Origin of the sequence: Demequina mangrovi (genome assembly GCF_000759715.1) — a bacterium.
Taxonomy (GTDB): Bacteria; Actinomycetota; Actinomycetes; order Actinomycetales; family Demequinaceae; genus Demequina; species Demequina mangrovi.
Map to the genome: position 1 here is coordinate 1 of NZ_BBLU01000011.1, position 25,044 is coordinate 25,044.

The 25,044-nt window shown below is 73.1% G+C and carries 21 protein-coding genes and 3 tRNA genes; 9 read left to right on the forward strand and 15 right to left on the reverse strand.

From position 1 onward, the window contains the following. Positions 1 to 73 (reverse strand) — tRNA-Arg (locus TR42_RS10020). 241 nt (positions 74 to 314) lie between these two features. Between TR42_RS10020 and TR42_RS10025 the strand changes: the two genes are divergently transcribed. Both TR42_RS10025 and TR42_RS10030 read left to right on the forward strand, forming a co-directional pair. Next, positions 315 to 1,301: an NAD-dependent epimerase/dehydratase family protein gene (locus TR42_RS10025; protein WP_042215448.1), complete on the forward strand. Its 987-nt coding sequence runs from the start codon at positions 315 to 317 to the stop codon at positions 1,299 to 1,301. Positions 1,302 to 1,407: 106 nt separating this feature from the next. Continuing rightward, complete coding sequence (locus tag TR42_RS10030; RefSeq protein ID WP_052405931.1) at positions 1,408 to 2,055, forward strand: TetR/AcrR family transcriptional regulator; 648 nt, start codon at positions 1,408 to 1,410, stop codon at positions 2,053 to 2,055. A 57-nt stretch (positions 2,056 to 2,112) separates the two neighbouring features. Here TR42_RS10030 and TR42_RS10035 read toward each other — a convergent pair. The 7 genes from TR42_RS10035 to TR42_RS15385 form a co-directional block, all read right to left on the reverse strand. Further along, positions 2,113 to 2,199: transfer RNA gene (locus TR42_RS10035), tRNA-Ser, on the reverse strand. A 72-nt stretch (positions 2,200 to 2,271) separates the two neighbouring features. Further along, positions 2,272 to 2,359, reverse strand: a tRNA-Ser gene (locus TR42_RS10040). A gap of 27 nt (positions 2,360 to 2,386) precedes the next feature. Then, on the reverse strand, positions 2,387 to 2,815 hold the full coding sequence (locus tag TR42_RS10045; RefSeq protein ID WP_042215450.1) for a hypothetical protein: 429 nt from the start codon (positions 2,813 to 2,815) through the stop codon (positions 2,387 to 2,389). A gap of 82 nt (positions 2,816 to 2,897) precedes the next feature. Further along, a complete protein-coding gene (locus TR42_RS10050; protein WP_042215451.1) occupies positions 2,898 to 3,497 on the reverse strand; it encodes a GTP-binding protein in 600 nt (199 codons plus the stop codon). Next, complete coding sequence (locus TR42_RS10055; RefSeq protein WP_042215453.1) at positions 3,478 to 3,876, reverse strand: DUF742 domain-containing protein; 399 nt, start codon at positions 3,874 to 3,876, stop codon at positions 3,478 to 3,480. Before TR42_RS10055 ends, TR42_RS10050 begins: the two co-directional genes overlap by 20 nt. A gap of 1 nt (position 3,877) precedes the next feature. Continuing rightward, positions 3,878 to 4,318, reverse strand: a complete 441-nt coding sequence (locus TR42_RS10060; protein WP_042215456.1) for a roadblock/LC7 domain-containing protein — start codon at positions 4,316 to 4,318, stop codon at positions 3,878 to 3,880. A gap of 60 nt (positions 4,319 to 4,378) precedes the next feature. Then, on the reverse strand, positions 4,379 to 9,082 hold the full coding sequence (locus TR42_RS15385) for an ATP-binding protein (protein ID WP_042215457.1): 4,704 nt from the start codon (positions 9,080 to 9,082) through the stop codon (positions 4,379 to 4,381). 219 nt (positions 9,083 to 9,301) lie between these two features. Here TR42_RS15385 and TR42_RS10070 point away from each other — a divergent pair, with 219 nt between their 5' ends. Continuing rightward, positions 9,302 to 10,261 carry an NAD(P)H-quinone oxidoreductase gene (locus TR42_RS10070; protein WP_042215459.1) on the forward strand — a complete coding sequence of 320 codons (960 nt, stop codon included), beginning with the start codon at positions 9,302 to 9,304 and terminating at the stop codon, positions 10,259 to 10,261. Between the two features lie 8 nt (positions 10,262 to 10,269). Here the strand turns inward: TR42_RS10070 and TR42_RS10075 are convergent, their stop codons facing one another. Next, entirely contained in the window at positions 10,270 to 11,121 is an 852-nt protein-coding gene (locus TR42_RS10075) for an HAD family hydrolase (protein ID WP_236623424.1), read from the reverse strand. Between the two features lie 63 nt (positions 11,122 to 11,184). Next, on the reverse strand, positions 11,185 to 12,456 hold the full coding sequence (gene serS / locus TR42_RS10080; RefSeq protein ID WP_042215460.1) for a serine--tRNA ligase: 1,272 nt from the start codon (positions 12,454 to 12,456) through the stop codon (positions 11,185 to 11,187). 38 nt (positions 12,457 to 12,494) lie between these two features. Between serS and TR42_RS10085 the strand changes: the two genes are divergently transcribed. Further along, positions 12,495 to 13,706 (forward strand): diacylglycerol/lipid kinase family protein, encoded by a 1,212-nt coding sequence (locus TR42_RS10085; protein WP_052405932.1) that lies wholly within the window; start codon positions 12,495 to 12,497, stop codon positions 13,704 to 13,706. Positions 13,707 to 13,856: 150 nt separating this feature from the next. On the opposite strand, the gene pheA is transcribed toward TR42_RS10085, so the two are convergent. Together pheA and TR42_RS10095 are read right to left on the reverse strand one after the other, a co-directional pair. Beyond that, positions 13,857 to 14,789 (reverse strand): prephenate dehydratase, encoded by a 933-nt coding sequence (gene pheA, locus TR42_RS10090; RefSeq protein ID WP_042215462.1) that lies wholly within the window; start codon positions 14,787 to 14,789, stop codon positions 13,857 to 13,859. Further along, entirely contained in the window at positions 14,786 to 15,682 is an 897-nt protein-coding gene (locus TR42_RS10095; RefSeq protein ID WP_236623425.1) for a glycosyltransferase family 2 protein, read from the reverse strand. Before TR42_RS10095 ends, pheA begins: the two co-directional genes overlap by 4 nt. A 118-nt stretch (positions 15,683 to 15,800) precedes the next feature. Here TR42_RS10095 and pgm point away from each other — a divergent pair, with 118 nt between their 5' ends. From pgm to TR42_RS10120, 5 genes are all read left to right on the forward strand, one after another. After that, the gene (gene pgm, locus TR42_RS10100; RefSeq protein ID WP_042215463.1) at positions 15,801 to 17,477 is read left to right on the forward strand and encodes a phosphoglucomutase (alpha-D-glucose-1,6-bisphosphate-dependent); all 1,677 of its coding nucleotides are present in this window, start codon (positions 15,801 to 15,803) and stop codon (positions 17,475 to 17,477) included. A gap of 59 nt (positions 17,478 to 17,536) precedes the next feature. Next, complete coding sequence (locus tag TR42_RS10105; protein ID WP_042215465.1) at positions 17,537 to 18,367, forward strand: LppM family (lipo)protein; 831 nt, start codon at positions 17,537 to 17,539, stop codon at positions 18,365 to 18,367. Further along, positions 18,364 to 19,218: an LppM family (lipo)protein gene (locus TR42_RS10110; protein WP_042215467.1), complete on the forward strand. Its 855-nt coding sequence runs from the start codon at positions 18,364 to 18,366 to the stop codon at positions 19,216 to 19,218. The genes TR42_RS10105 and TR42_RS10110 overlap by 4 nt, the downstream gene beginning before the upstream one ends. A gap of 36 nt (positions 19,219 to 19,254) precedes the next feature. Next, entirely contained in the window at positions 19,255 to 20,535 is a 1,281-nt protein-coding gene (locus TR42_RS10115) for an MFS transporter (RefSeq protein WP_081953311.1), read from the forward strand. 240 nt (positions 20,536 to 20,775) lie between these two features. Beyond that, complete coding sequence (locus TR42_RS10120; protein WP_042215469.1) at positions 20,776 to 21,906, forward strand: VanZ family protein; 1,131 nt, start codon at positions 20,776 to 20,778, stop codon at positions 21,904 to 21,906. Positions 21,907 to 21,910: 4 nt separating this feature from the next. On the opposite strand, the gene TR42_RS10125 is transcribed toward TR42_RS10120, so the two are convergent. The 3 genes from TR42_RS10125 to TR42_RS10135 are packed head-to-tail and all read right to left on the reverse strand — an operon-like array spanning position 21,911 to position 24,939. Continuing rightward, the gene (locus TR42_RS10125; RefSeq protein ID WP_042215471.1) at positions 21,911 to 23,098 is read right to left on the reverse strand and encodes a sensor histidine kinase; all 1,188 of its coding nucleotides are present in this window, start codon (positions 23,096 to 23,098) and stop codon (positions 21,911 to 21,913) included. A 1-nt stretch (position 23,099) separates the two neighbouring features. Then, positions 23,100 to 23,771, reverse strand: coding sequence for a response regulator transcription factor (locus tag TR42_RS10130; RefSeq protein ID WP_042215473.1), 672 nt, complete (start codon positions 23,769 to 23,771; stop codon positions 23,100 to 23,102). Between the two features lie 16 nt (positions 23,772 to 23,787). After that, positions 23,788 to 24,939 carry a hypothetical protein gene (locus TR42_RS10135; RefSeq protein ID WP_042215474.1) on the reverse strand — a complete coding sequence of 384 codons (1,152 nt, stop codon included), beginning with the start codon at positions 24,937 to 24,939 and terminating at the stop codon, positions 23,788 to 23,790. Positions 24,940 to 25,044: the final 105 nt, after the last annotated feature.

Below are 25,044 nucleotides of genomic sequence, written 5' to 3' on the forward strand. Positions count from 1 at the left end.
CGCGCCCGGAGGGATTCGAACCCCCAACCTTCTGATCCGTAGTCAGATGCTCTATCCGTTGAGCTACGGGCGCGTGGCCCTCGCGGGCCGAGACACAACTATACAGGCTTTCCGGAGTGGTTCCGTACACGGGCCGCGAATCGGACGGCGGGACCGCGCGGCGGCCCCGAGGCGCATCGGCCCGTCACGCATCGATCGCGCGCAATTCGCGTCCAGGGCTTCACATCCATGCGCCCGGAGCGGCATGATCGACATGTCCGATTCGTCCCAGGGGCGGCGGACGCGGTCGAGGGGGATCTCGAGGGGGGATTGAGATGACCGACGCATGGCATGGACGGGCCTGTCTGGTGACGGGCGGCGCGGGGTTCGGCGGCAGCCACCTGGTGCAGGAGCTGGTGGACCGCGGGGCACGGGTGACCGTGATCGACCGCGATCCGATCGCGGGCAAGCCGCTCGAGGACATGGGGGTCGAGGACGAGATCACCTTCGTCCACGGCGACCTGCGAGACGGGCCGCTGGTGCGGAGCGTGTTCTCCGAAAAGCCCTTCGACGTGGTGTTCCACCTCGCGGCTGATCCGATCGTCATCAACTCGATCCGCGAGCCCGCGGCCGTGGTCGACACCAACGTGCGCAGCACCACCACCCTGCTCGAGGCCTGTCGGCTCGCCGACACCGCTCCGCTGTTCGTGTTCGCGTCGAGCGGCGCGTACTACGGCGACCACTTCAGCCCCGAGCCCATCCCCGAGTCCCACGAGCCGGGCCCGGCGGCCAACCTCTACGGACCGTCCAAGGCCGCCGCGGAGATGATCGTGCGCGGCTACGGACGCGCGTTCCGCATGCCGGTGACCGCGTGCCGCTTCATGAACACGTACGGCCCGGGCGACCGCCACGAATCGCGCCTGGTGCCCCGCGCGCTCGCACAGCTCGCCGGGGGGACCGAGTACGACTTCGGCGACCGCGACGACGGCAGCACGAGGCTCGACTTCCTCTATGTGGGCGACATGGCCCGCGCGTACATGAGCGCCGCGGAGCACCTCGCGACCGGCGGGAGCGAGATCGCCTTCAACTTCGGCACGGGCACGCTCACCTCGGTCAAGGACGTCGCGGAGCGCGTGAGCCTCGCGTACGACGGCGAGCCGCGCGAGCCCCTGTTCCGCGGGGTGCGCACCGGACCGGTGCGGCAGAAGCGGCTCGACGTGGCCCACGCCGCGGCCGTCCTCGGCTGGAACGCGACCACCAGCCTCGACGACGGGCTCGCCGCCACCGCGGCGTGGCATCGTGCAGCCGTCCCCGCGGCCTGAGCCCGGAGCGACCTCTCCCCTGCCCTCACCTCCCCCGCGACCCGGCGCGCACGCCGGCGCCGGGCTACAGTCGAAGGACCGGGACAGCGTCGTTCGGGAGACCGCCATGTCACAGCAGACCGGCGTCGACGGGCCCACGGGAGCACGACTCTCGCTCGCCCCAGACGCGCACGCCATCCTCACCGCCGCGCTCGAGGAGATCCGCGCCCACGGGTACCGCGAGGGCTCGCTCGACCGCATCGCGGCCGCCGCGGGCACGTCGAAGGATGCGCTCCGCGCGCGGTACCCCGACGAACGCGTGCTGCTGCTCGAGACGCTCCAGCTGCGCGACGACCGCTGCGTGGACGCGCTGTCCGAGGGCCCCGACGACGGCCGCGCGCTGCTCCAGACCTTCATCGACGCGGCGCGTTACGGCACCGAGACGCCCGGTGCGGTCGAGCTGTTCGCGACGCTCACCACCGCCGCGGCCGCGCCGTCGCACCCGGGGCACGAGTACCTCCGCGCGCGGTACTCCTGGCTGCGCGGGCTGCTGGTCGACGCCCTGCGGGAGCTCGAGGAGGAGGGCGAGCTGCGTCGGAGCGCCGATCCGCAGGAGGTCGCCACCCAGGCGCTCGCACTGCTCGACGGGCTCCAGGTCCAGTGGCTGCTCGACCACGACCAGGTGGACGTCGAGGGGCTGCTGCGCGGCTTCCTCGACCGCTTCCTGCACCGGCCGCTCGAGCCCGGCCGGCCCATCGTCCTCCCGGCGGCCTGAGCGGCATCGGCCCTGGAACGAGGGAAGGCCCCGCCTGACGGCGGGGCCTTCCGAACGCGGACACGGTGGGATTCGAACCCACGGATGAGTTGCCCCATCACATCCTTAGCAGGGATGCACCTTCGGCCGCTCGGTCACGTGTCCTCGGCGCGGGCCGGGGACCAGGGTACCGGTCCCGCGAGGTGCCGGGCAACGCGGCCCCGTCGGAGCCGGAAGCGGAGAGTGCGGGATTCGAACCCGCGGAGACGGGTTACGCCTCAACAGTTTTCAAGACTGTCACCTTCGGCCGCTCGGTCAACTCTCCTCGGCGCCCTCACGGCGCCGCAGGCGCTCACGCGCCCGTGACATTGTGCCAGCCCGGAGCGAGGCCCGGGCTCAGCACCTGCAGCTCGTACAGCTCGGCGGCCCGCGCGAGCTCCGCGTCGTACGTGAGGATCGCGTGGATCTGCGAGTGCGCGACGGCCGCGCCCAGGTGCAGCGCCGCGAAGGGCTTGAGCACCGCGACGGCGTGCGTCGACACGGAGACGTTGTGCTCCGAGAAGCGGATCACGGGGATCGCGCCGCGCACCATCTCCACGACGTCGAACGCCGCGGCCTTCTGATCGCGCGGGTACAGCTCCGCGGCCTGCCGCAGCTCGGTGAATCCCAGCTGCGTGGTCGCGAGCTCGTGGATCCGCGGCACCGCGAAGTCGTTGAACTCGTCGAAGTAGCGGACACCCGGCAGGAACCTGCACAGCGCGGTGCCGTCGACGTAGATCACGGTAGAAGGGTAGCCCGGGCATGGGAACGCCCCCGCAACCGCGGGGGCGTTCCCTGCCTCAGCCGTGTCGAGCGTGCTCTGCTCAGCGGTCCTGGATGCGACGCATCGCGAGCTGGACCACGGAGATCAGCGCCTGCTTGGTGGCCGCCTTCTCACGGGCGTCCGTGTACATGATCGGCGTGTCCTCGGAGATGCCGAGCGCCTCGCGCACGTCCTCGAGGGTGTGGCGGGCCACGCCGTCGAAGCAGTTGACGCACACGACGAACGGGATGCCCCGACCCTCGAAGTAGTCGACCGCGGGGAAGCACTGGTCGAGACGCTCGGTGTCGACCAGCACCACGGCGCCGATCGCGCCGCGCACCAGGTCGTCCCACATGAAGAGGAAGCGGTCCTGGCCCGGGGTGCCGAACAGGTAGAGCCACAGGGAGCCCGGCAGCGCGATGCGGCCGAAGTCCATGGCGACGGTGGTGGTGGTCTTGCGATCGGTCACGCCGCCCGCATCGTCCACGCCCACCGAGTGCTCCGTCATGGCGGCCTCGGTGTTGAGCGGGTCGATGTCGGAGATCGAGCCGATGAAGGTCGTCTTGCCGACGGCGAAGCCGCCCGCGACAACGATCTTGACGACGGTGGGAGCCGCGACTCCCGCCGGGGCGACTGCTGCGTTAGAGGGCTGCGATGCCATCGAGGACACTCTCCAGGAGACTCAGGGACAGGCCGCCGGACGCGTCATGGGTGGACGCGTCGTCCGCGGTGCCGCCGACGTGGATCTTCAGATAGTTGACTTCGGCAAGATCCGTCACGAGCACCCGGACCACACCCAGCGGGAGCCGGGTGTGAGCGGAGAGCTCCGCGACGGACTGGTACTGACCTGTAGCGAGCTGCAGGATCTTCTTCTTCTCGGGGGTGAGCCCCGTCAAAGCCTCGGGGTCGGCGGTCGCCTCGACCAGGGCCTCCATCGGGAGGTCCTTGCTGGCTGCGCTGACCCGGCCACCGGTGACGGCGTACGGACGGACCGTGTACGCCTCCTCCTCATCGCCGAACGGCGTCATGGCATCCGACATGTCAGGCCCTCGTCTGGCCGTTCGTCGGGAGGTTCTGACGCATCTCGGTGATGAGCTGCGGGGTGAGGGCGTTCTCGAAGCGCGAGACCAGGAGCGTCATCTCGTAGCCCACGAGGCCCACGTCGCAGGTCGAGTCCGCGGCGACCGCGAGCACCGAGCCGTTGCTCACGCTCATGAGGAACAGGAACAGCTCGTCCATCTCGACGATCGACTGACGCACCTCGCCGGCGGCGAGCTGGCGGGCCGCGCCGCGCGTGAGGCTCGACATGCCGGCGACAATCGCCGCGAGGGTGTCGCCCTCGGTGCGGTCGAGGTTCTTCGACATCGCCATGAGGAGGCCGTCGGCCGAGACCACCAGGGTGTGGCGGGTGCCGGGCACGGACTCGACGAAGTTGTCCAGGAGCCACCCGAAATTGGTGGCCTCGGTGCTGAGGGCGGTCACATGTGCTCCTTGTGTGTGATGCGCGGCCGGGTGGCCTCGTGGGTGTCGTGGTCGGTCATGTCACTGCTCGTTCGCCGGCTGCGGCATGGACCGCAGGTCGAGTCCGGCGGCATCCGTCCGGGCCCGCTGGGTCCCGGAGTAGAAGCTGCTGAAGCGGCTCCGCACCGCGTCGGCGTCCCGCTCCTTGGGTGCGAGCGAGACCTCCTCGGTGATCGGCTTCACCTCGACCGGAGCGGCCTCGGGGCTGCGGCGCTTCTGCAGACCCGCCTTGGTCTTCTCCACCGTGGGACGCAGCTCGGAGAGCGAGCTGAGCTCGGAGAAGGCCATGCGGGTCATGTCGGCGTCGTCGTCCGAGAAGACGCGACCGGACGAGTGCTCCGTGTCGACCACCGGCTGGTAGCCGCCCGCGCCGTTGTCGGAACCGGCCGCGGCGAGGGCCGAGGCGCCCGCCGATGCCCAGCCCGAGGGCTGCGCGAGCTCGTCGGGCGAGTAGCCGACCGGGCCCGACTGCGGCTCGAACACCGGAGACTCCGGGGCGAACGAGGTCGGCGCGGGCTCCGGCGTGAACGCCGCGGGCTCGGGCGCCGGGCGCGGCGCGGGCACCGGCTCCGGCTCGGGTGCGAACGATGCGGCGGGCTCGGGCTCGGGCGCGATCTCCGCCACCGGCTCGGGCTCGGGCTCCGGCGCGGGCGCCGTGGGCCACTGCTCCGACGCGGTGGTCATGGGCCAGGCGCTCTCGGCCTCAGGCTCGGAGGCCTCGACGGGAGCGAACGACGCCGTGTCCGCGTCGATCGGGGCGAACGGCGCACGCGCGGGCGGCGGGGACACGGGGCTCGCCGTCTCCTCGTCGCGCGCACCGCGCCCGAAGAGCCGTCCGAAGAAGCCGGCATGGCCGGACTCCTCGCCGGAGGCCTGGGCGATGATGTCGTCCATCGACGGCTCGGTCGGCTCGCCGTACGTGTACGGGTCGTCGAGCAGCGCATCGGTGACGCCGGCGGTGGGCGCAGGGGCCGCCGGAGCGGCGGCGAACGGTGCGACGGGAGCCTCGGGCTCCGCCTCCGCGGCCTCCGCGCCGTAGCCGCCGTCACGCTCCGCGGCGGCCGAGGCGAACGCCGCGGCGTCGAGCCACGGGGCGCGCTGAGCCTGGGACGCAGGCTCCTCGGCCGCGACCGGCGCGGGCTGCTCCGGAGCCGCGGCGACGGGCTCGGACTGCTCGGGTGCGGGCACGGGCTCGGCCGAGGCCCAGGGGGCGGTGGGCTGCCACGGGGCCGGCTGCGGAGCGGGTGCGGGCGCCGAGCTCTGCTCCGGGGAGATCACCGACGACCACGGCATCGCCGGGGCCTCGGGCTCCGGTGCGGGCTCGGGCTGGGGCTCCTCCGCGATCGCCTCGGCCTGCGGCGCGACCGCGAGCTCGTCAGCGGCGCTCTCGTCCGTGTCGGGCTCGAGGATCGGGACGGAGAACGTGTCGGGCGCCGGCTCCTCGAGAGCGGGCTCAACCAGCGGCGGGACCTGCGCGGTCTCGGCCGTCGGAGCCGAGAAGGGCGCGCCGTACGGGCTCCGTGCGAGCGGGGACGCGGGCGCGGCCGGAGCCTCAGGCTCGGGCTGCTCCGCGCGAGCCTCGTCGCGATGGACGAGCGGGATCTCGGTGGTCGCGAGCTTGGGAACCGAGAACGTCGGCAGCGCGGGGACCACGGGCTCGGGCTCCGGGGCGGGCTCGGGCTCGAAGGCCGGGACCTCGGCCTCCGGCTCGAGCGCGGGCTCCTCGGCTCGCTGACCCTGGTCGGCGGCCGCGGCGCGACGCATGCCGTCGAAGGCCGCGAAGGCTCCGCCGATGCTGCGCTGCGGCAGCTCCGGCTCGACGGCCTGGGTCGGCTCGACAGCCTCGACCGGTGCGGTCGGCTCGCCGAGCGCCTCGGACATGACCGGCGGGACGGCCTCGGGGAGGTCGGCGGCCGGCTCGGGCTTGACGGCGTCGCGGCGCGAACGGAAGCCGCGGAACACCGAGGCCCGCTCCTCCGCGGTCTGCGGGTCGATCTCGGCGGGCGAGACGCTCGGCGTGAAGGCCGCGGCCTCGGCGTCGAGCGCGCTCAGCTGAGCGGCGGTCGCACGCACCGGGAGGCCGATGACCTTCTCGGCCTCCTCGGAGCCGCCGGACTTCTCGGCGTCGTCGGAGCGGCGGCGGCGGGTGGGAAGGCCGGACTCGGAGGTGCCGGACGTGAGGTCCGCGCCGTCGACCGGCTGCGCGACGGGCGCCTCCGCGGCATCGGCGGCGATGAGAGCCTCGATGCCCTGCGGCATCGGGATCGAGTCCTCGTCGTACTCCGGCTCGGCGGCGCGGCCCGAGAGGCTCGCGCCCGCCACCATCGAGGAGGGCGCGTACGGCGCCGAGGCCGCAGGCGCGGACGTGGGAGGCGTCGCGGGCAGCTCGGGTGCCGCCGGCGCCTGACGCGAAGGCAGGCTGCCGCCGGCGGGAGCGACGGTCGGCGCGGTCGCGGGAGCGGACGGCGCCGGCGCGGCGGCCTTCGGCTGGGCGGTGTCCCCGCCCACGGCCTCGAACAGCGCCGACGGCAGGAGGATCGTCGCGACGGTGCCCTCGCCCTCGACCGACGACAGCGCGACCTGCGCGCCGACGCGGCGGGCGATTCGACCGACCACGAAGAGGCCGAGGCGCTGGGCGCCCAGGATCTCGGAGGCGGCGGACGACTGGACGCGAGCGTTCGCCTCCGCGAGCTCCTCCGTCGTCATGCCGATGCCGGTGTCGATCACCTCGACGGTGAACCCGTCCTCGGTGCGGCCGGTGCGGACGATGACGCGCGAGCCGGGGTCGGAGAACACGGTCGCGTTCTCGAGGAGCTCGGCGAACAGGTGCGCGGCGGTCAGCGCCTGGTGGCCGTGCATCGCGGGGTCGACCACGAGCTCGAGGTCGATGCGCTCGTAGAGCTCGATCTCGGAGGAGGCGGTACGGACCACGTCGGACAGCGGCATGGCGCGACGGATGCGTCGACCGGTGTCGATGCCTGCGAGCACCAGGAGCGACTCCGAGTTGCGGCGCATTCGCGTCGCGAGGTGGTCGAGCGCGAACAGCCTGGTGAGGCGGTCCGGGTCGTCCTCGGTGCGCTCCATCTCGTCGATGCTCGCGAGCTGACGGTTGAGGAGCAGCTGGTCGCGGCGGGCGACGTTGACGAACATCTCGGAGATCGAGGAGCGCAGCGCGGCCTGCTCACGCGCGATCTCGAGGGTCGCGGCGTTGACGCCGTTGAACGCCTCCGCGAGGCGTCCGACCTCGTCCTGCGACTCGACGCGGATCTGGACCTCGGAGACGTCGACCTCCTCGCCCGGCATCGCGACGCGCTCCACCAGTCGGGGCAGCTCCTCGCGGACCGCGGTCGCCGTCGTGGTGAGGCGACGGAGCGGCACGGTGATGCGGCGGGCGATGACGAACGTGATGAGCAGCGAGCCCACGACGGCCGCGACGGCGGCACCCAGGGTGATCCAGGTGGCGGAGGCCGCGTTGACCGTGTTGGCCGAGATCGCCTCGGTGGTGCGGTCCCACATCTCCTCGCGGAGCGGCTCGTAGACGTCGAGCTCGGCCTGCACCAGGGCGGGCCAGTCGACGTCCTGCGCCGCGATCAGCGACGAGTCGAGTCCGTTGAGGATGTGGTTCTGCGTGGTGACGAACGACGAGCTCGAGGTCGCGGTCGACGCGAGCTCCGGCACCTCGATGGCCGGCGCGAGGTTGTCCGCGCGGTCCTGGGCGTCCTCGAGCGCGATGGTCGTGCGCTCCACGTACGAACGGGAGGACGCGACGTCCGTGGCGGTGAACGCACCGGTGCGGATCATGCGGTTGAACGTGTCGCCCTCGAACCGGATGCGCTCGATGAGCTGGTCGATCGCGGCGTACGCCTGGATGGTGCCGACGATCTCGCGGTCGGGGATCGCGAGGGCGATCGCGTCGGCCGAGCCGACGAACGTGTCGATGACCTGCGTGTAGTAGCTGATGACGGTCGCGGGCGAGACGGCGGCTGCCCGGACGCCCGCGCGGATCTGCGGCAGCGAGTCGCGCAGCTCATGACCGGCGCTCACCGCCGCGAGCGCGGCGGCGTTGTCGTCGGTGAGCTCCACCTCGGCGGCCTCGGTCGCGATGTGGTCCAGACCGGCGTCGACCGCCGGGAAGATCTCGTCCAGCTGGTCGCGGTAGTCGGCCGACTCGGCGAGCAGACGGTGGACGTAGAAGGCCTCGTTCTCGATCGCGTACGCGAGCGCCGCGAACGGGATCTTGAGCGCCTCGCCGCTCGTGGTCGAGAGCGTGTCGAGCTGGCGTGCGGCGCGGGCGTAGTCCTGGTCGAGCTGCGCGACCTCGTCCTCGGTCGGCAGGACCAGCCAGCCGCCCTCCTCCTCGGGAGCCGCGAGCGTGACGCTGCGCAGGCCGGCGAGCAGCTGTCCGTCCTGGCGGTCGAGCTGCTCGTTGGCGAAGTCGAGCAGCGAGTCCGCCTTGGCGGAGTCTGCGGCCTCCACGCGCTCGACGAGCGTCCCGTAGGCGACCTCGACATCGGCGCGGGCCTCGGCGAGCTTCTCCTGGGTGTCCTGGATGGTGTGGACGAAGTTGAGCGCGGCGGTGCGCTCCTCCTGGATGAGCTGCTCGGTCGTGCGCGCCTCGGTCGCCACCTCGATCAGCCGCTCGGCGTTCGAGTTCACGGAGTACGAGTTGGCGGCGGTGAGCGTGATGTACGACACCGCCGACAGCAGGACGAGAATGGGCACCATGACGACGGCGAGGAGCTTTCCTCGAATTCCGAGCCTCTGGAGCATGAAACCTTCCCCTCACAAGCCGCCGCACGGAAGGGCTCTCCGTGCATGGATTCGGACGACTGCTCCCTTGCCCTATCGGCCGTCTCCGGCGGGAACATAAGTCCTGATCCACGTGCGATGTTTGATGAGAGGATAGAGGGCAGCCGCTATGACGCCACCGACCGGAGCATCTGCATGAAGGCATGCACCATGTCCGAACCCGGCGGGCCAGAGGTCTTATCCCTGGTAGAGGTCGACATTCCGACGCCGGGACCCCATGACGCTGTGATGGGGATCACAGCGGCCGGAATCAACCGTGCGGACGCCCTCCAGCGTCAGGGCAGGTATCCGGCCCCTCCGGGCGCACCCGCGTGGCCCGGGCTCGAGGCGGCCGGGACCGTCCTCGCGGCACCGGCATCGTCCCTGCTCACGCCCGGGGATCGCGTCTGCGCGCTGCTGCCCGGCGGCGGCTACGCCGAGCGTGCCGTGGTCGACGCGTCGCTCGTGCTGCCCACGCCGCCGGGGCTCGACGACGTCGAGGCGGCCGCGCTGGTCGAGGCCGCCTGCACGGTGGTGTCCAACCTCGACGCGGCGGATGCGCGCGCCGGCGAGACCCTGCTGATCCACGGCGGGTCGGGCGGGGTCGGCACCGCGGCCATCCAGATCGCGAAGGCGCGCGGCATGCGCGTGATCGCGACCGCCGGCGGCCCGGAGCGCGCGGCACGATGCGCGGCGCTGGGGGCGGACGTCGCGCTCGACCACCGCACCGGCTGGGTCGAGACCGTGCGCGCCGAGGGCGGCGCCGACGTGATCCTCGACGTGGTCGGCGCGGCCTACCTTGAGGCGAACCTGCGCGCGCTGCGCACGGGCGGCAGGCTGATCGTCATCGGCATGCAGAAGGGCGCCCGAGGCGAGATCGACCTGGGCACCCTGCTGATGAAGCGCGCGACGGTGCTCGGCACCACCCTGCGGGCGCGGCCGCTCGCGGAGCGCGCCGCGATCGTCGCGCGGGTACGCGAGGAGGTCTGGCCGCTGGCGCCCGACGCCGTGCGGCCCATCGTCCACGCGACCTTCCCGCTCGAGCGCGCCGCGGACGCGCACCGCATGCTCGAGTCGGGCGAGGTGTTCGGCAAGCTGGTGCTCACCGTCGGCTGAGGCGCCGCCTACATCACCGCGAGGCGCTCGGGGTCGATGAGCCGGTCGAGCAGGGTGAGCACGCCGTCCTCCTCCACCGAGCCGAGGACCTCGTCCGCGACGGCCTTGACGTGGTCCGGCGCGGTGCCCATCGCGGCGGACTGGCCCGCCCACTCGAGCATCGAGATGTCGTTGTTGCCGTCGCCGACCGCGACCGTGTGGTCCGGGTAGACGCCCAGCTGGCGGCGCAGCGCCTCGAGCGCGGAGGCCTTGGTCACGCCGGGCGGCGTGAGGTCGAGCCATGCGGAGTACCCGACCGCGTACGTGACGTCGTTGAGGCCGATGCGGTGGACCAGGTCGTCGAAGTGGTCGACGTCGACGCCGGGCGCGCGGATGACGACGCGCGTGGCCTCGTCGTGGCACAGCTCGTCGAAGCTCGCGACCCGCTGCCTGCCCACCAGCTCCCCGTGGGGGAACTCGCGGTTGACCAGGAAGCCGACGCCCAGGTCCTCGACCGCGAAGAACGCGTCCGGCATCTCCTCGCGGATCAGCTCGAGCGCGGCGCGCGGGTTGAAGGTGACCTTCTCGACGATGTCGTAGCCGCCGGTCGCGCGCGGGTTGAGGCGCACCGTCACCGCGCCGTTCGAGCACACCGCCCAGCCGCGCCGCAGGCCGAGGCGCTCCGCGACCGGCAGCATCCCCATGATGTTGCGGCCCGTCGCGAGGATCACGTGATTGCGGCACATGCGGGCGCGCTCGACGGCCTCCGCGACCGGGTCGGAGATCTCCCCGCCCCAGTGCATGAGCGTGCCGTCGATGTCGACCCCGACGAGCCTCCACGAGTCCGGGCCGAGCGGGGGGCGCATCTCCTGGGGATCCATGCGACGACCTTACGACGACCCCCCGCCGCGAGGCGACGGGCCGTGGTGACGGTCACATGAACGTCAGCGGACGGGCTCGAGCACCTCGAGACCGCCGAGGTACGGGCGCAGCACCTCGGGCACGTGGACCGAGCCGTCCGCCTGCTGGTGGTTCTCGAGGAGCGCGACCAGCCAGCGGGTGGTGCCGATGGTGCCGTTGATGGTCGCGACCGGCGCCGTGCCGTTCTCCACCCGCTCGCGCGTGTTGAGGCGTCGGGCCTGATACGTGGTGCAGTTCGAGGTCGACGTGACCTCCATCCAGCGCTCCTGCGACGGGAGCCAGGCCTCGCAGTCGAACTTGCGGGCCGCGCTCGAGCCCAGATCCCCGGCCGCGGTGTCGATCACCCGGTACGGCAGCTCGAGGGCCTGGAGCATCTCCTCCTCGATCGACAGGAAGCGCTCGTGCTCGGCCGCCGCGTCCTCGGCGTGGGCGTACGCGAACATCTCCACCTTGTGGAACTGGTGGACGCGGATGATGCCGCGGGTGTCGCGTCCCGCGGAGCCGGCCTCGCGCCGGTAGCAGGCGCTCCAGCCGGCGTAGCGCAGGGGGCCGTCGGAGAGGTCGATGATCTCGTCCGAGTGGTAGCCCGCGAGCGCCACCTCCGAGGTGCCGACCAGGTAGAGGTCGTCGCGCTCGAGGAAGTAGATCTCGTCGGAGTGCTTGCCGAGGAAGCCGGTGCCGGCCATCGTCTCGGGGCGCACCAGGGTGGGCGTGATCGTCGGGCTGAAGCCGCGGCGGTACGCGAGGTCCATCGCGGCGTTGAGCACCGCAAGCTCGAGCCGCGCGCCGATGCCGGTGAGGAAGTAGAAGCGCGCGCCGGACACCTTCGCGCCGCGCTCCATGTCGATGGCCTTGAGGCCCTCGCCGATCGCCAGGTGGTCCTGGACCTCGACGCCCTCGGCCGCGAAGTCGCGCGGGGTGCCGACGTGGCGCATCACCGTGAAGTCGTCCTCGCCGCCGGACGGGACGCCCGGCTCGGGGATGTTGCCCAGCGAGCGGGCGAGCTCGACCGCGCGCGTCGCCGCCGCATCGGCCGTGGCCTGCAGCTCCTTGACCTTCGCCGACAGCTCCTTGGTGCGCGCGAGCAGCGCCTGCTTCTCCTCGCCCTGGGCCTTGGCCACGTCCTTGCCGAGCAGCTTCTGCTCGGCGCGGGCGGTCTCGAACTCCTGCAGCGCCGCGCGGTTGGCGGCGTCGGCCGCGAGGACCTCGTCGACCACACCCGGGTCGTCGCCGCGCGAGCGCTGGCTCTCCCTCACGACGTCGGGGGTGGAACGCAGCAGCTTGAGGTCGATCATGACCGCAAGTCTATCGACGCGCGACGTACGCTCTCCTCATGACCCTCGGGACGGGAATCGCGCTGATAGCGCTGGTGGTCGCGCTGATCGCGCTGTCCCTGGCGATCTCGACCACGCGCCGCATCGGCGTGCGCGACCCCGTCGCGGTGCCGCCGGCGTGGCGCAAGGTGCTCCGGATCAAGCCGCTGCCGACCATGAAGCTCGGGGAGGCGACCGCCCGTTCGGACGCGGGCGAGCGCATCGCTTTCATCGCCAACCCCACCAAGGACGGCATCGCGGAGCTGCGCGAGCAGGCGCTGCGCGCGTGCGCGATCCGCTACCTGCCGCAGCCCATGTGGTTCTACACGACCGAGGAGGACCCGGGGACTGGCCAGGCGCGCGAGGCGATCGCCGCGGGGGCCGATGTGGTGGTCGCCGTCGGCGGCGACGGCACGGTGCGCGCGGTCGCGGAGGGCACGGCCGGCTCCGGCGTGCCGATGGCGATCCTCCCCATGGGCACGGGCAACCTCTTCGCCCGCAACCTCGACCTGCCGCTCGGCGACCAGGCGGCGCTGCTGCGCACCGCACTGGAGGGCACCGAGCGCCGCTCCGACGTCGGCTGGCTCACGCTCGTGCGGACCCCGGACGCCGAGGGCGAGGGCGAGCGGCACATCTTCCTCGTCATCGCGGGCGCAGGGCTCGACGCGGAGATGGTCGCCGGCGCGGACGACCGCCTCAAGCGTCGCCTCGGCTGGGCCGCGTACTTCTTCGCCGCGGTGCAGCACCTCGGCAAGCGCATGATCGCGCGCATCTCGGTCGACGACGGCGAGCCCGTCGAGAGCCACATGCGCACCGTGCTGCTCGCGAACGTGGGCAAGCTCCCCGCCGGCATCCAGCTCATCCCCGACGCGACCTTCGACGACGGCATGATCGACGTCGCGACGCTCGACGCCCGCGGCGGCATCGTCGGCTGGACGGAGCTGTTCGGCACCGTGGTCGCGCAGGGCGCGGGGATCCGCGAGCCGTGGCACACGCGCGTGTGGCGCACGTCCCGCATCGACCACGTGCGCGGTCAGCGCGTCGAGATCCGCTTCGAGGAGCCGCAGAAGGTCCAGGTCGACGGCGAGTCGCTGGGCCGCGCGACCCGCGTGCTCGCCGAGGTGGACGCGTCGGCGCTCGTGCTGCGGGTGCCGACCGCGAGCGCTCCCGCGCACGAGACCGTCCGGGCCGCGGAGCCCGAGGAGGCTCCCGCCCCCTCCGACGCCGCCTGACCGGGTTCCGACCGTCAGCGCCCCATGGCGCGCAGCTGAGCCAGCAGAGCGACCGTCAGCGCCCCGTCTCGTGCGAGGTGGCGGTGGACTCGGGGGGATGAGGCTGGGCGCGCGGCGCGGACGGGCCGACGATGCGCGAGCCGACGCGGCCTAGTGGCGGCCGGAGCGTAGACCCTGGACCCACGCGCGGGCGTCCGCGAAGTCCTCCTCCGAGGTTCCCGAGGCGACCGGCGTCGGGTAGCCCGTGGCGGCCGGGTACGAGCCGAGGAAGATCACCACCGGGTTGGTGCGCTTGAGGCCCACGAGCGCCTCGGCCATGCGGGGCTCGTCGATGTGCGCGAGCGCGTCGACCGAGAACGAGTACTCCCCCGGCCGGTCCGAGCGCGGGCGGCTCTCGATGCGCGAGAGGTTGACCCCGCGCGCCGCGAACTGCTCGAGCATCGCGAGCAGCGCGCCCGCGCGGTCGTCGGGCAGGCACACCGAGAGCGTGGTCTTGTCGGCGCCGGTGGCCGGGGGCACGGCCGCGGGACGGCCGATCTTCACGAAGCGGGTGGCGGCGTGCGCGTTGTCCGCGACGCCCGTCTCGAGCACCTCGAGCCCCAGCCGCGCGGCCAGCCCCGGAGGCGCGAGCGCGGCCTCGAAGCCGGCGACGCCCGCCGCGAGCTCCTCCGCCGCGGCGGCGTTGGACGATGCGGCGATCTGCACCGCGCCCGGGAGCGTCTCCGCGAGCCAGCGACGGCACTGGTTGAGACCGTGCGAGTGCGCGGAGACCGCCGTGACGTCCGCGAGCGCGGTGCCGGGCCGGACCGCGAGCTCGAAGGACACGGGCAGCACCACCTCGCCCAGGATCACGAGCGGCTCGCCGCGCGACAGCGTGTCGAGCGTGGCCGTGACGCCGCCCTCGACGGTGTTCTCGATCGCGACGACCGCGAACTCGACGTCGCCGGAGCGCACCGCCGCGAGCGCGGCCGGCACGTCGATCATGGGAACGGCCTCGACCTCGTCGGCGTCGACCATGGCGAGCAGCGCCGCCTCGGTGAACGTGCCGGACGGACCCAGGTACGCGTACCTCGGCTGCGTCACTGCTCCTCCTCGCGCTCGGGCGTCTCGGGGGCCGGCTCCGGCGCCTTGTCGCCCGGCCGGAGGCGGTTGCCCACGGAGGCCCGCGTCGACTGCATCCGGGAGCGGATGCGCCGCGAGCTGACCACCGTCAGCACCTCACGGTAGCGATTGGCGCGGCCCACCGGGGTGCGGTCCTCGATCGAGGGGCCCTTGTGCCGGATCTCGCACTCCACCTCGGTGATCGCGAGACCCGCGTGCAGCACGTCGAGGGTCATGGCGACCTCGAGCCCGTTGCCGCGCGCGAGCGGCATCGCGATCTCGAGGGCCTCGCGGGTGAGGCACCGGATGCGCCCGAGCGGCTGGCGCGGGGACCAGCCGGTGGCCTTCTCGACCGCGGTGCGCGCGATCTTCGAGGGCACGCCGGGCGCGAGGGACTGCGAGTCCGTCAGCGCGACCGCGAGGTCGCACACGCCCTCGAGGACCGCGGGCACCAGCGGGGCCGCGCCGATCGCGTAGTGCCCGAGGTTGGGGTCGAGGATGAGGATCGCGCGGGGCGGGCGATCCGGCTCGTCGCGCATCGCGATGACCGAGGCGCCCGTCTCCACCGCGGCGGAGCGGCCGCGGATGTGCGAGTGGCGGACCACCACCGCGCCGGCGCGACGCGCGAGCTCCTGCGTGTTGTCGGTCGAGGCGTCGTCCACGACCAGCACGAGGTCCACACCTGGGATCGCGAGCGCGGCGCGCACGGTGGCCGCGATGCGTCGTGCCTGGTCGTGCGCGACGATGAGCGCGGCCACCGACGGGCCGGCATGCGCGGCGGGCACGGCCATGCGGCCGCGCGCACGGCGCAGGCGTGCGCGGGCGAGCGCTTCTCTCGAGGCGCTGCTCCGGTCGGAACCCTCGGCTGTGGACACGTCGACCAGCCTAGTTGCCTGTGACTCGATCAGGTACCACTCTTTGCCTCCCCCTTACCTGCCCGTGGCATCGTCCGGACCCTGGCACGCGCCGGACCGGCGTGGAAGAGTAGGCCTCATGCACGAGCGCGCCGGCACCATCGCCCTTCCTGAAGACCTCATCGACATCGACGCCCTCCTGGGTGAGTACTACGACAGGATTCCGGATCCCACGGTCGCCTCGCAGCGCGTGGCCTTCGGCACGTCGGGGCATCGCGGCAGCGCGTTCGACGCCGCGTTCAACGAGGCGCACATCGTGGCGATCACCGCCGCGATCGTCGAGTACCGCCGCGACCAGGGCATCGACGGCCCGCTGTTCATGGGCAAGGACACGCACGCGCTGTCCGGCCCCGCCCAGGAGACCGCGCTCGAGGTGCTCGCGGCGGCGGGCGTCGAGGTGCGGATCGACGCGCGCGACGGCTTCACCCCCACCCCCGCGGTCTCGCTCGCGATCCTGGTCGCCAACGGCGCCGTGTCCGAGACCGGCCTGCGCACCTCCGGGAAGGGCCTCGCCGACGGCATCGTCATCACGCCCTCCCACAACCCGCCGCGCGACGGCGGCTTCAAGTACAACCCTCCCCACGGCGGACCCGCGGACACCGATGCGACCGGCTGGATCGCCGACCGCGCGAACGAGCTGCTCGCGGGCGGCTGGAAGCAGGTCCCCCGCCTCCAGCTCAAGCCGGCGCTCGCGGCGGACACCACGCAGGGCTTCGACTTCCTCGACCTCTACCTCGACCACCTCCCCTCGGTGATCGACCTCGACGCCATCAGGAAGACCGGCGTGCGCATCGGCGCGGACCCGCTGGGCGGCGCCGCGGTGGACTACTGGGGCGCGATCGGCGAGGAGTTCAAGCTCGACCTCACCGTGGTCAACCCCAAGGTCGACCCCGCCTGGTCCTTCATGACCCTCGACTGGGACGGCAAGATCCGCATGGACTGCTCGTCGCCGTCCGCGATGGCGAGCCTGCGCACGCTCATGGCCGGCGCGGACAGCCCGTACGACGTCGCCACCGGCAACGACGCCGACTCGGACCGCCACGGCATCGTCACCCGCGACGGCGGGCTGATGAACCCCAACCACTACCTCGCCGCCGCGATCTCGTACCTCTACGGAGGCGCGCGCCCGCAGTGGCCCGCGCACGCGCGCATCGGCAAGACGCTGGTCTCCTCGAGCCTCATCGACCGCGTCGGCAGGGACATCGGCCGCGAGGTGGTCGAGGTCCCGGTGGGCTTCAAGTGGTTCGTGCCCGGCCTGCTGAGCGGCGACATCGCGTTCGGCGGCGAGGAGTCCGCGGGCGCCTCGTTCCTGCGCCGCGACGGCCGCGTATGGTCGACCGACAAGGACGGCATCATCCTGTCGCTGCTCGCGTCGGAGATCATCGCGACCACCGGCAAGTCGCCCTCGGCGCTGCACCGGGGCCTCACCGACCGCCTGGGCGAGAGCTGGTACGCACGCGTCGACGCCGCCGCCACCAAGGAGGAGAAGGCCAGGCTGGGCGCCCTCTCGCCCGAGAAGGTCCCCGCGACCACCCTCGCCGGCCAGACCGTCACCGCGAAGCTCACGGCGGCGCCGGGCAACGGCGCGAAGATCGGCGGCCTCAAGGTGACCACGGACGATGCGTGGTTCGCCGCGCGCCCGTCCGGCACCGAGGACGTCTACAAGATCTACGCGGAGTCCTTCGTGTCCGAGTCGCACCTGGGCGAGGTCCAGGCGGCGGCGCGCGAGGTGGTGGCGGAGGCCCTCGAGGGCTGAGTCCCCGGCCCCACAACTGGGGCTGGCGCCATCGGGCCTGGTCTGGCAGGGTGTCCGCCATGTCGAGAACCCTCCGCACGCTCGCGCTGGCCGTCGTGGCCACGCTGACCCTGTCCGGCTGCCTCAAGATGGAGATGAGCTTCACGCTCCACGAGGACGACACCGTCGACGGCTCGATCGTCATGGCGATCCAGAAGGGCGTCGGCGAGGCGATGGGCATGTCCGACGAGGACCTGCTCGCGGAGCTCGACGCCGAGGGCTCGTTCGAGGACATCGAGGGCGGCTCGGTCGAGCCCTACGACGACGGCGAGTTCGCCGGCACCACCGTGACGTTCACGGGCCAGCCGCTGAGCGAGATCTCCGAGGAGGACGAGGGGATCACCATCGTCCGCGAGGGCGACGAGTTCGTGGTCGGCGGCGAGTTCGACACCGGCGGCGAGGACATGAGCATGCTCACCGGCGCGACGATGACCCTCGCGGTCACGTTCCCCGGCGAGGTGTCCGAGCACAACGGCACGCTCGAGGGCACCACGGTGACGTGGGACCTCCTCACCCAGACCGAGCCGATGAGCGCGCGAGGCGCCGCCACGGCCGGCGGCTCGGGGCTTCCCGTGTGGCTGTGGGCCGTGATCGGCGCCGTGGTGCTCGCGGGCGCGGCGGCCGCCGTCATCATCGTCACGCGTCGCCGCTCGTCGGAGGACGCGGCGACGGAGGGCGAGGACGCCGCCGTCGAGCCGGAGGTCGAGACCTTCGCCCCCGCGCCGACCGCCGGGGAGGACGCGCCGGTCACCGAGCCGATCGCGCCGACCGTCGAGCTCCCGACCCCCGAGGCTACGATCGAGGAGGGCCCCGTCGAGGGCACGGGTCCTGAGGAGGACAATGCTCGATGAGAAGGACCGCGGCCGCGCTGGCGATCGCAGCGTTCGCCCTCACGGGCTGCGTGCGGGTCACCGCCGCGACCACCTTCTCTGACGAGGACACCCTCTCCCAGCACACCGTCATCGCGATGACGAGCCAGGCGCGGACGGCGTTCGGCCAGCAGCTCGATCAGCTGGGCGATCTCGACCTGCCCGAGGGCACCGAGCTCCCCGAGGGCGCGGACGCCGACGTGCTCGACGGCCTCGACGCGCTGCTCGACCCGGAGACGATGCGCGAGGGGCTCGCACCCCTCGAGGAGGCCCACCCGGGCTCGGTCTCGGTCGAGCCCTACGAGGACGAGGACGGGCTCGAGGGGGTCGAGATCGAGCTCACGGGCATCCCGATCGACGAGCTCGCCGACGCGGGCGGCGCGGCACCCGTGGGAGGCGCCTCGTCCGTCACCCGCGAGGGCGACTCGTACGTGGTGCAGATCGAGTCCGGCGCCGCGAGCGGTCTCGCCGCCGCGGGCGCCGGCGCGGACGACCTCACGCTCCTCGGCGCCGCCGTGGACATCGAGGCGTCGTTCACGTTCCCCGGCCTGGTGACCGAGGCCACCGCGGGCGAGATCGTGGGCAACACGGTGACGCTCGGGCTGTCGGACCTGCTCGCCGCGGACACCATCCGGATCGTGGGCGGCGCGACCACGGAGCACGACTGGGGCCCGCTGCTCAAGTGGCTGGCGGTGATCGCGGGCGCGCTCGTCATCATCGGCGGCGCGACCGCGCTGGTGCTCCAGGACCGCCGCCGCAGGCACGAGTCGCACCTGCCGCCGCCGCGTGGCTCCGAGGGCGGCCCCGGCACGCTCGACGACCGCACCGGCTGACCTCCGGGTCGGCGCCGCGTCGCCGCTGGTGGGACCATGGCGGACGTGCTCGACACCTACCGCGGAATCCTGTCCCACCCCGGCGCGAAGGCCTTCGCGTTCGCGGGCCTGCTCGCACGCCTGCCCATCTCGATGTTCAACATCTCGATCATCCTCATGGTGCAGCTGCAGTACGACAGCTACGCGATGGCGGGACGCGTCGCCGCGATCGGCACGCTCATGTGGGCGGCTCAGACCGTCCCGACCGCGCGGCTGGTCGACCGCATCGGCCAGCGCGCCGCGATGATCCCCCTCACCGCGATCTTCGTGGTCGGCGCGGTCATGGCCGTCGTCACCGCGATGTCCCACGGGCCCGAGTGGCTGCTGTGGGTGTCGGTCGCCATCGCCTCGTTCCAGGGCCCGCTCGGCTCGCTCACGCGCGCCCGCTGGTCGCATCTGCTGGACTCCGACCGCGACATCCACACCGCCTTCGCCCTCGAGGGGGCGCTCGACGAGGTGCTCTTCATCACCGGACCCGCGCTCGCGACCATCCTCGCGACGCTGGTGTGGCCTCCGCTGGGCGTGGTGGTGTGCCTCGTCGCGCTCGTCATCGGCATGACGATCCTGCTCGCGCAGACCGGGACCGAGCCCGCGCCTCATGCCGGGACCGACGCCGACTCCCTCGGCTTCCGCCTCCCGCCCGCGGTGCTCGCCGTCTCGCTGGTGACGCTCGGCATCGGCGCGATGTTCGGCGCCTTCGACATCTCCGTCGTGGCCTTCGCGGACGAGGCCGGCCACCAGACGCTCTCCGGCGTGATCCTCGCGATCGTGTCCGGCGGCTCGCTCCTGGGCGGCCTGCTCTACGGCGCACGCCACTGGACCATGCCGCTGTGGCTGCGCACGGTGCTCGGCGCCCTCGCCATGACAGTCGGCTTCGGCGTGCTCGCGCTGTCGCCGAACGTCATCGTGCTCGCGCTGCTCGGCTTCCTCGCCGGCCTCACGATCGCGCCGACCATGACCAACGCCGACACCGTGGTGCAGCGCGTGGTCAAGCGGCACCAGATCACCGAGGGCATGGCGTGGCTGCGCATCGGCATGGGCGTGGGCGTGGCCTTCGGCGCGTGGTTCGCGGGCGGCCTGGTGGACGCCTCCGGCGCGCGCGCCGGACTGGGGGTCTCCGCCGCCGGCGCGGCGCTCGCCCTGGTATTCGTCCTGGCGAGCGCGGGCATCCTCAAGCGCAGCACCGAGCGGGGGGACGAGGCGGGCGAGGACGATGCGCCGCCGCCGTCCGAGCGCGACGTGCCGGTCGAGCAGCCGCCCACGCCGCCTCATCTCTGAACCTGGGAAAAGAGGGGACCAAGGTCCCCGAGGTCGGGTTCCGGCGCCGCCTATCGTCGAAGACACAACAGAACGTGGGCGGCAGCGAAGCCGCCCGAACACCCGTGGCTCGGGCGATCATCCGGGGACTTGGTCGCCCGAGCCGCACCCTATTCCGTGCGCCGGTGCCCCGCTCCCTCCCCCTGGGGCGCCGGCGCCGGATCATGTCCGGGCCAGGGTCGTCTCTCGTAGGGTTCATCCATGGGGCCCGACCTCCGCATCGACACCGCCATCACCGCCGTGCTCACGGTCGCGGTGCTGCCCGTCGCGATGCTCCCCGCGCTCGGGGTGGTGGTGCGCCGCTACGGACGCCTGCATGCGTGGCCGCTGGTGTGCGCGGTGGCGCTGCTCGGATCCGCCTCGGCTCTCGCGGCCTTCACGCTCTTCCCGCTGCCGGAGCCGGGGACCCTCGACTGCTCGACCGCGGGGATGACCGACCGGTGGGTGCTCGACCCGTTCGCGCAGCTGACCCAGGTCGTGCACGCGGTTGAGCGGCGCGGCATCCTGTCCGCGCTGGACGGCTGGATGGTCCGCTTCGCGGTGCTCAACGTGCTGCTCTTCGTGCCGTTCGGGCTGTTCCTCCATCAGGTCGCGCGCTGGCGCGTCGGACGCATCGCGTTCGTCTCCGCGGGGACCTCGCTCGCGATCGAGCTCACGCAGGGCACCGGGGTCTTCGGCATGTACCCGTGCCCCTACCGCACGCTCGACCTCGGCGACGTGCTGCTCAACACCGCGGGCGGCACCCTCGGGGCGCTCGCGTCGGTGCTGCTCGCCCGCGCGAGCTTCGCGAGCCCGGTCCCGGTCCCCGACCTCGACCCGCCCACCCGCACCCGCCGCGCCGTCGCGGTGCTCGCGGACGTGGTGCTGGTCGCCGGCCTCACGCTCGCCTCCGCCGCCACGGTGCAGGCGGTGATCGCCCGGTCCGCGACGCTCGAGCGCGCGCAGGAGGTGGTCGGGGCGCCGTGGATCGAGATCACCATCGACGTCCTCGCGGCCGCGGCGGCGACGCTCCTGCCGATGCTGCTGACGCGCGACCGCGCGACCCCCGGCGAGCTGCTGCTCAACGTCGCGCCGGCGCGGCTCGGCAGCGCCGATCCGCCGCCCGCCGGCCGCCTGATCGCGCGGTGGGCCACGCGCTGGCTGCCGTGGGCGCTGGTGCCCGCGCTGCTCCCGGCGATCCTGCTCGCGGAGATGCTGGTCGCGGTCGCGCGCCGCGACGGCCGGTCCCTCAGCTCGGTCGTGTCGGGGACCGCGACGCTCACCCGCCCGGCTCTCGCGGCCATGCGCGCGCGGCGGGACGCCGAGGAGGCCCTGCAGCCCGAGGAGGCCTGAGGGCTCAGGCCGACGGCCGCAGCGGCAGCGAGACGCGCACGCTGAGCCCGCCCTCGCTCCCCGGCCGGGCGTCCACCGCACCCTCGTGCACCTGCGCGACGCGCGCGACGATGGGCAGCCCGAGCCCGTGGCCCGCGACCTCGGAGCGCTGCCCGCCGCGGGAGAAGCGGCGGAACAGCGCCGGGATGTCCCCGGCCTCGAGCTCCGGCCCCGAGTTCGCGATCTCGACGAGCGCGTGGCCGTCCTCGCCGCGGACGCGGCAGCGCACCCAGCCCTGCTCGGGCAGGTTGTAGCGCAGCGCGTTGTCGAGGAGGTTGGCGACCAGCCGCTCGAGCAGCACCGGGTCGCCGAGCACCGGCGCGTCCTCGATCTCGAGGTCGATCGCGACGCCCAGCTCGGTCGCACGAGGGGAGGCGGCGGACACGACGTCGGCGGCCACGTCCGCGAGGTCGACGGCCTCCCGGGTGTGGATCACGTCGTCGGCGCGCGCGAGCGTGAGCAGGCTCGACATGAGCGAGTCGGCGCGCTCCACCTGGATCTCGACCTCCTCCGCGAGCTCGCGCGCCTGCTTCGACGGGCGCGACAGCGACAGCACGTTGTCCGCGGAGGCGCGCAGCACGGCGAGCGGGGTGCGGAGCTCGTGCGACGCATCGGCGGCGAAGCGCTGGCGCGCGTCGAAGGCCGCCTCGAGGCGCGCCAGCATCCCGTTGAACGCGCGGCTGAGGCGTCCGAACTCGTCGTCGGGGCCGTCCTCGGGCAGGCGGCGGTCGAGCGTGCGCTCGGACAGCGTCGAGGCGGCCCGCGCGATCCGGTCGACCGGCCGCAGCACGCGACCCGCGAGCCACCACGCGAGCGCCACCGCCACCACGGCGGAGAGCGCGAAGGCCAGCAGCGACCGGGTGAGGAGGTCGTTGAGCACGTTCGCACGCGCCTGCGCGGCGATGTCGGTGAGCGCCTGTCCGATCGCGTCGCCGGGGCCTCCCGAGGGCATCGGGCTGGGCCCGCCCGCGGGCTCGGGGATCTCGAGCCCCTGGTCCGCGAGCGCCTCCTCGAGGAGCTGCTGGCGGTCGGCCTGCTGCGCCTCGGGGGTGGTCGCGCTCGCGACGAACAGGTACGCGGTGGTCACCAGCACGCCCGCGAGCACCACGAACAGCAGCGCGAACATCGCCGTGAGCTTGACGCGGATGGTCACGTCACGCGTCCCCGTCGGCGCGGAGCACGTAGCCCACGCCCTTGATCGTCTCGATGAGCGCCGGCTCGCCGAGCTTGCGGCGCAGCGTCACCATCGTCACCCGCACGGCGTTGGTCAGCGGGTCCGCGTACTCGTCCCAGACCTTCTCGAGCAGCGTCTCGGCGGACACGACGCGGCCCGGCTGGGCCGCGAGGACCTCGAGCACGCCGAACTCCTTGGGCGAGAGCGCGACCGGACGCCCGTCGCGCGTCACCGCGTGCTCGTCGGGGCGGATCTCGAGCCCGCCGATGCTCACGCGGGGTCGGGGGGCGGCGCCTCCGCGGCGGCCGAGCGTGCGCACGCGGGCGATGAGCTCGACCATGGCGAAGGGCTTGGCGAGGTAGTCGTCGGCGCCCAGGCCGAGCCCCTCGACGATGTCCTCGAGCGAGCCGGCGGCCGTGAGCATGAGGACGCGCGGCGCGGGCTCCTGCGCGACCAGGGTGCGGCACACATCGTCGCCGTGCACGCGCGGCAGGTCGCGGTCGAGCACCACGACGTCGTACGCGCTGACCCGCGCCTTGTCGAGCGCCTCCTCGCCGTCGCGCGCGACGTCGACCGCGAGCCCGTCGCGACGCAGCCCGGTCGCCACCTCGCGCGCGAGCACGGCATGGTCCTCGACGACGAGCACCCTCATGCGACGGCCCCCGGCATCACGGGCCCGCCTCGGTGCGGGCCACCGCGTCGGCGTCGAGCGACAGGCGGTACACCTCGTCGTCGTCGACCCCCTCGAGGCAGTAGACCTGGAGGTCGCCCGGATCCTCGTAGGTGCCGGGGATGTAGGTGCCGGCCGCGGCGCGGCACAGCCCGTCGGGAAGGCGCGCCTCGGCGAGGCGCCACTGGTCGGTCACGAGGTCGACCACCACCCATGTCCCGCCGCCCGTGCGCCATGCGGCGGCGCGGCGCTTCTGCGCGCGGGTGAGGTCCTTCGCGTCCGGATCGCTCGCGGGTTCGTAGGCCTCCTGCACCAGGATCATCGCGACGGTCCCGTCGCGGTCGAGCCACACCTCGTCGCCCGCCTCGCCCAGGCCGTTGACGCCGTCCTGCGCGAGGAGGCTGTCGACCGCCTTCTGGGCGCCGAGCCCGCGGAACTCCGCGCCCTCCTCGCGCACGAAGAGCGACTGGAGGGTCCCGGTGGCGGAGTAGCCCGCCCACAGCGTGCCGTCGCCGCCGAACGCGTCGAGCGGCGCGACCGAGGTCACCTGGTCCTCGCTCACGAAGCGCTGGAGCGCCGGGATCGCGTCCCCGCCCCAGTCGTCGATCACCAGTCCGGTCTCGAGCTCGATCTCGACCACCTGGTAGGCGTCGGCGTCCGAGACGCGCGCTGTCCACGCGAGCCGCGCGTCGAGGTCGGCCTCGAGCAGCACCACCTCGACGTCGGTGCGCAGATCGAAGAGCTTGAGCAGGTCGCCGTCGGGGGCGGCGAGGTAGAGCGCCTGCGCCGTGCCGCCCGCGCGCCATCTGTCGCCGTCCGCGGAGTGCACCTCGACGGCCCAGCCCTCGCCGACGCAGCCCCACACCGCGTCGGTCATGCCGCGCGCCTCGGGCAGCCCCTCCGGCTCGTCCTCGAGCACCGCGGGTCGCAGGTCCTCCGGCAGGCGGTCCCACGAGCAGTCCCCGGCGATGGCCGTCGGCGCGGGCGAGGGCGATGCCGAGGCGCTGGGCGAGACGGACGCCGCCGGCGCGGGCGCGGCCGTGCTCTCGACGAGGACGATGGGCTCGACCGTGAGGTACGCGGTGTACGCGATGCCGCCGCCTGCGGCGATCCCCGCGATCCACGCCACGGCCTGGCTCCAGCGCGACATGTGCACCTCCTGTCCGCGAGGGTAGCCGCGCCCGCGGCACGCGCCCGCACGGCACGCGGCCCGACCCCCGTGAGATCGCTCACGCGCGCGGTCCGCCCGGGAGGT

What these genes read in the sequence shown, in the direction of transcription:
- TR42_RS10030 (WP_052405931.1), top strand. Translation starts at nt 1,408, where the DNA reads ATGTCACAGCAGACCGGCGTCGACGGGCCCACGGGAGCACGACTCTCG.
- TR42_RS10070 (WP_042215459.1), top strand. Translation starts at nt 9,302, where the DNA reads ATGAAGGCATGCACCATGTCCGAACCCGGCGGGCCAGAGGTCTTATCC.
- serS (WP_042215460.1), bottom strand. Translation starts at nt 12,456, where the DNA reads ATGATCGACCTCAAGCTGCTGCGTTCCACCCCCGACGTCGTGAGGGAG.
- TR42_RS10085 (WP_052405932.1), top strand. Translation starts at nt 12,495, where the DNA reads ATGACCCTCGGGACGGGAATCGCGCTGATAGCGCTGGTGGTCGCGCTG.
- TR42_RS10135 (WP_042215474.1), bottom strand. Translation starts at nt 24,939, where the DNA reads ATGTCGCGCTGGAGCCAGGCCGTGGCGTGGATCGCGGGGATCGCCGCA.
- TR42_RS10050 (WP_042215451.1), bottom strand. Translation starts at nt 3,497, where the DNA reads ATGGCATCGCAGCCCTCTAACGCAGCAGTCGCCCCGGCGGGAGTCGCG.
- TR42_RS10075 (WP_236623424.1), bottom strand. Translation starts at nt 11,121, where the DNA reads ATGGATCCCCAGGAGATGCGCCCCCCGCTCGGCCCGGACTCGTGGAGG.
- TR42_RS10055 (WP_042215453.1), bottom strand. Translation starts at nt 3,876, where the DNA reads ATGTCGGATGCCATGACGCCGTTCGGCGATGAGGAGGAGGCGTACACG.
- TR42_RS10130 (WP_042215473.1), bottom strand. Translation starts at nt 23,771, where the DNA reads ATGAGGGTGCTCGTCGTCGAGGACCATGCCGTGCTCGCGCGCGAGGTG.
- pgm (WP_042215463.1), top strand. Translation starts at nt 15,801, where the DNA reads ATGCACGAGCGCGCCGGCACCATCGCCCTTCCTGAAGACCTCATCGAC.
- TR42_RS10105 (WP_042215465.1), top strand. Translation starts at nt 17,537, where the DNA reads ATGTCGAGAACCCTCCGCACGCTCGCGCTGGCCGTCGTGGCCACGCTG.
- TR42_RS15385 (WP_042215457.1), bottom strand. Translation starts at nt 9,082, where the DNA reads ATGGTGCCCATTCTCGTCCTGCTGTCGGCGGTGTCGTACATCACGCTC.
- TR42_RS10025 (WP_042215448.1), top strand. Translation starts at nt 315, where the DNA reads ATGACCGACGCATGGCATGGACGGGCCTGTCTGGTGACGGGCGGCGCG.
- TR42_RS10120 (WP_042215469.1), top strand. Translation starts at nt 20,776, where the DNA reads ATGGGGCCCGACCTCCGCATCGACACCGCCATCACCGCCGTGCTCACG.
- TR42_RS10115 (WP_081953311.1), top strand. Translation starts at nt 19,255, where the DNA reads ATGGCGGACGTGCTCGACACCTACCGCGGAATCCTGTCCCACCCCGGC.
- TR42_RS10110 (WP_042215467.1), top strand. Translation starts at nt 18,364, where the DNA reads ATGAGAAGGACCGCGGCCGCGCTGGCGATCGCAGCGTTCGCCCTCACG.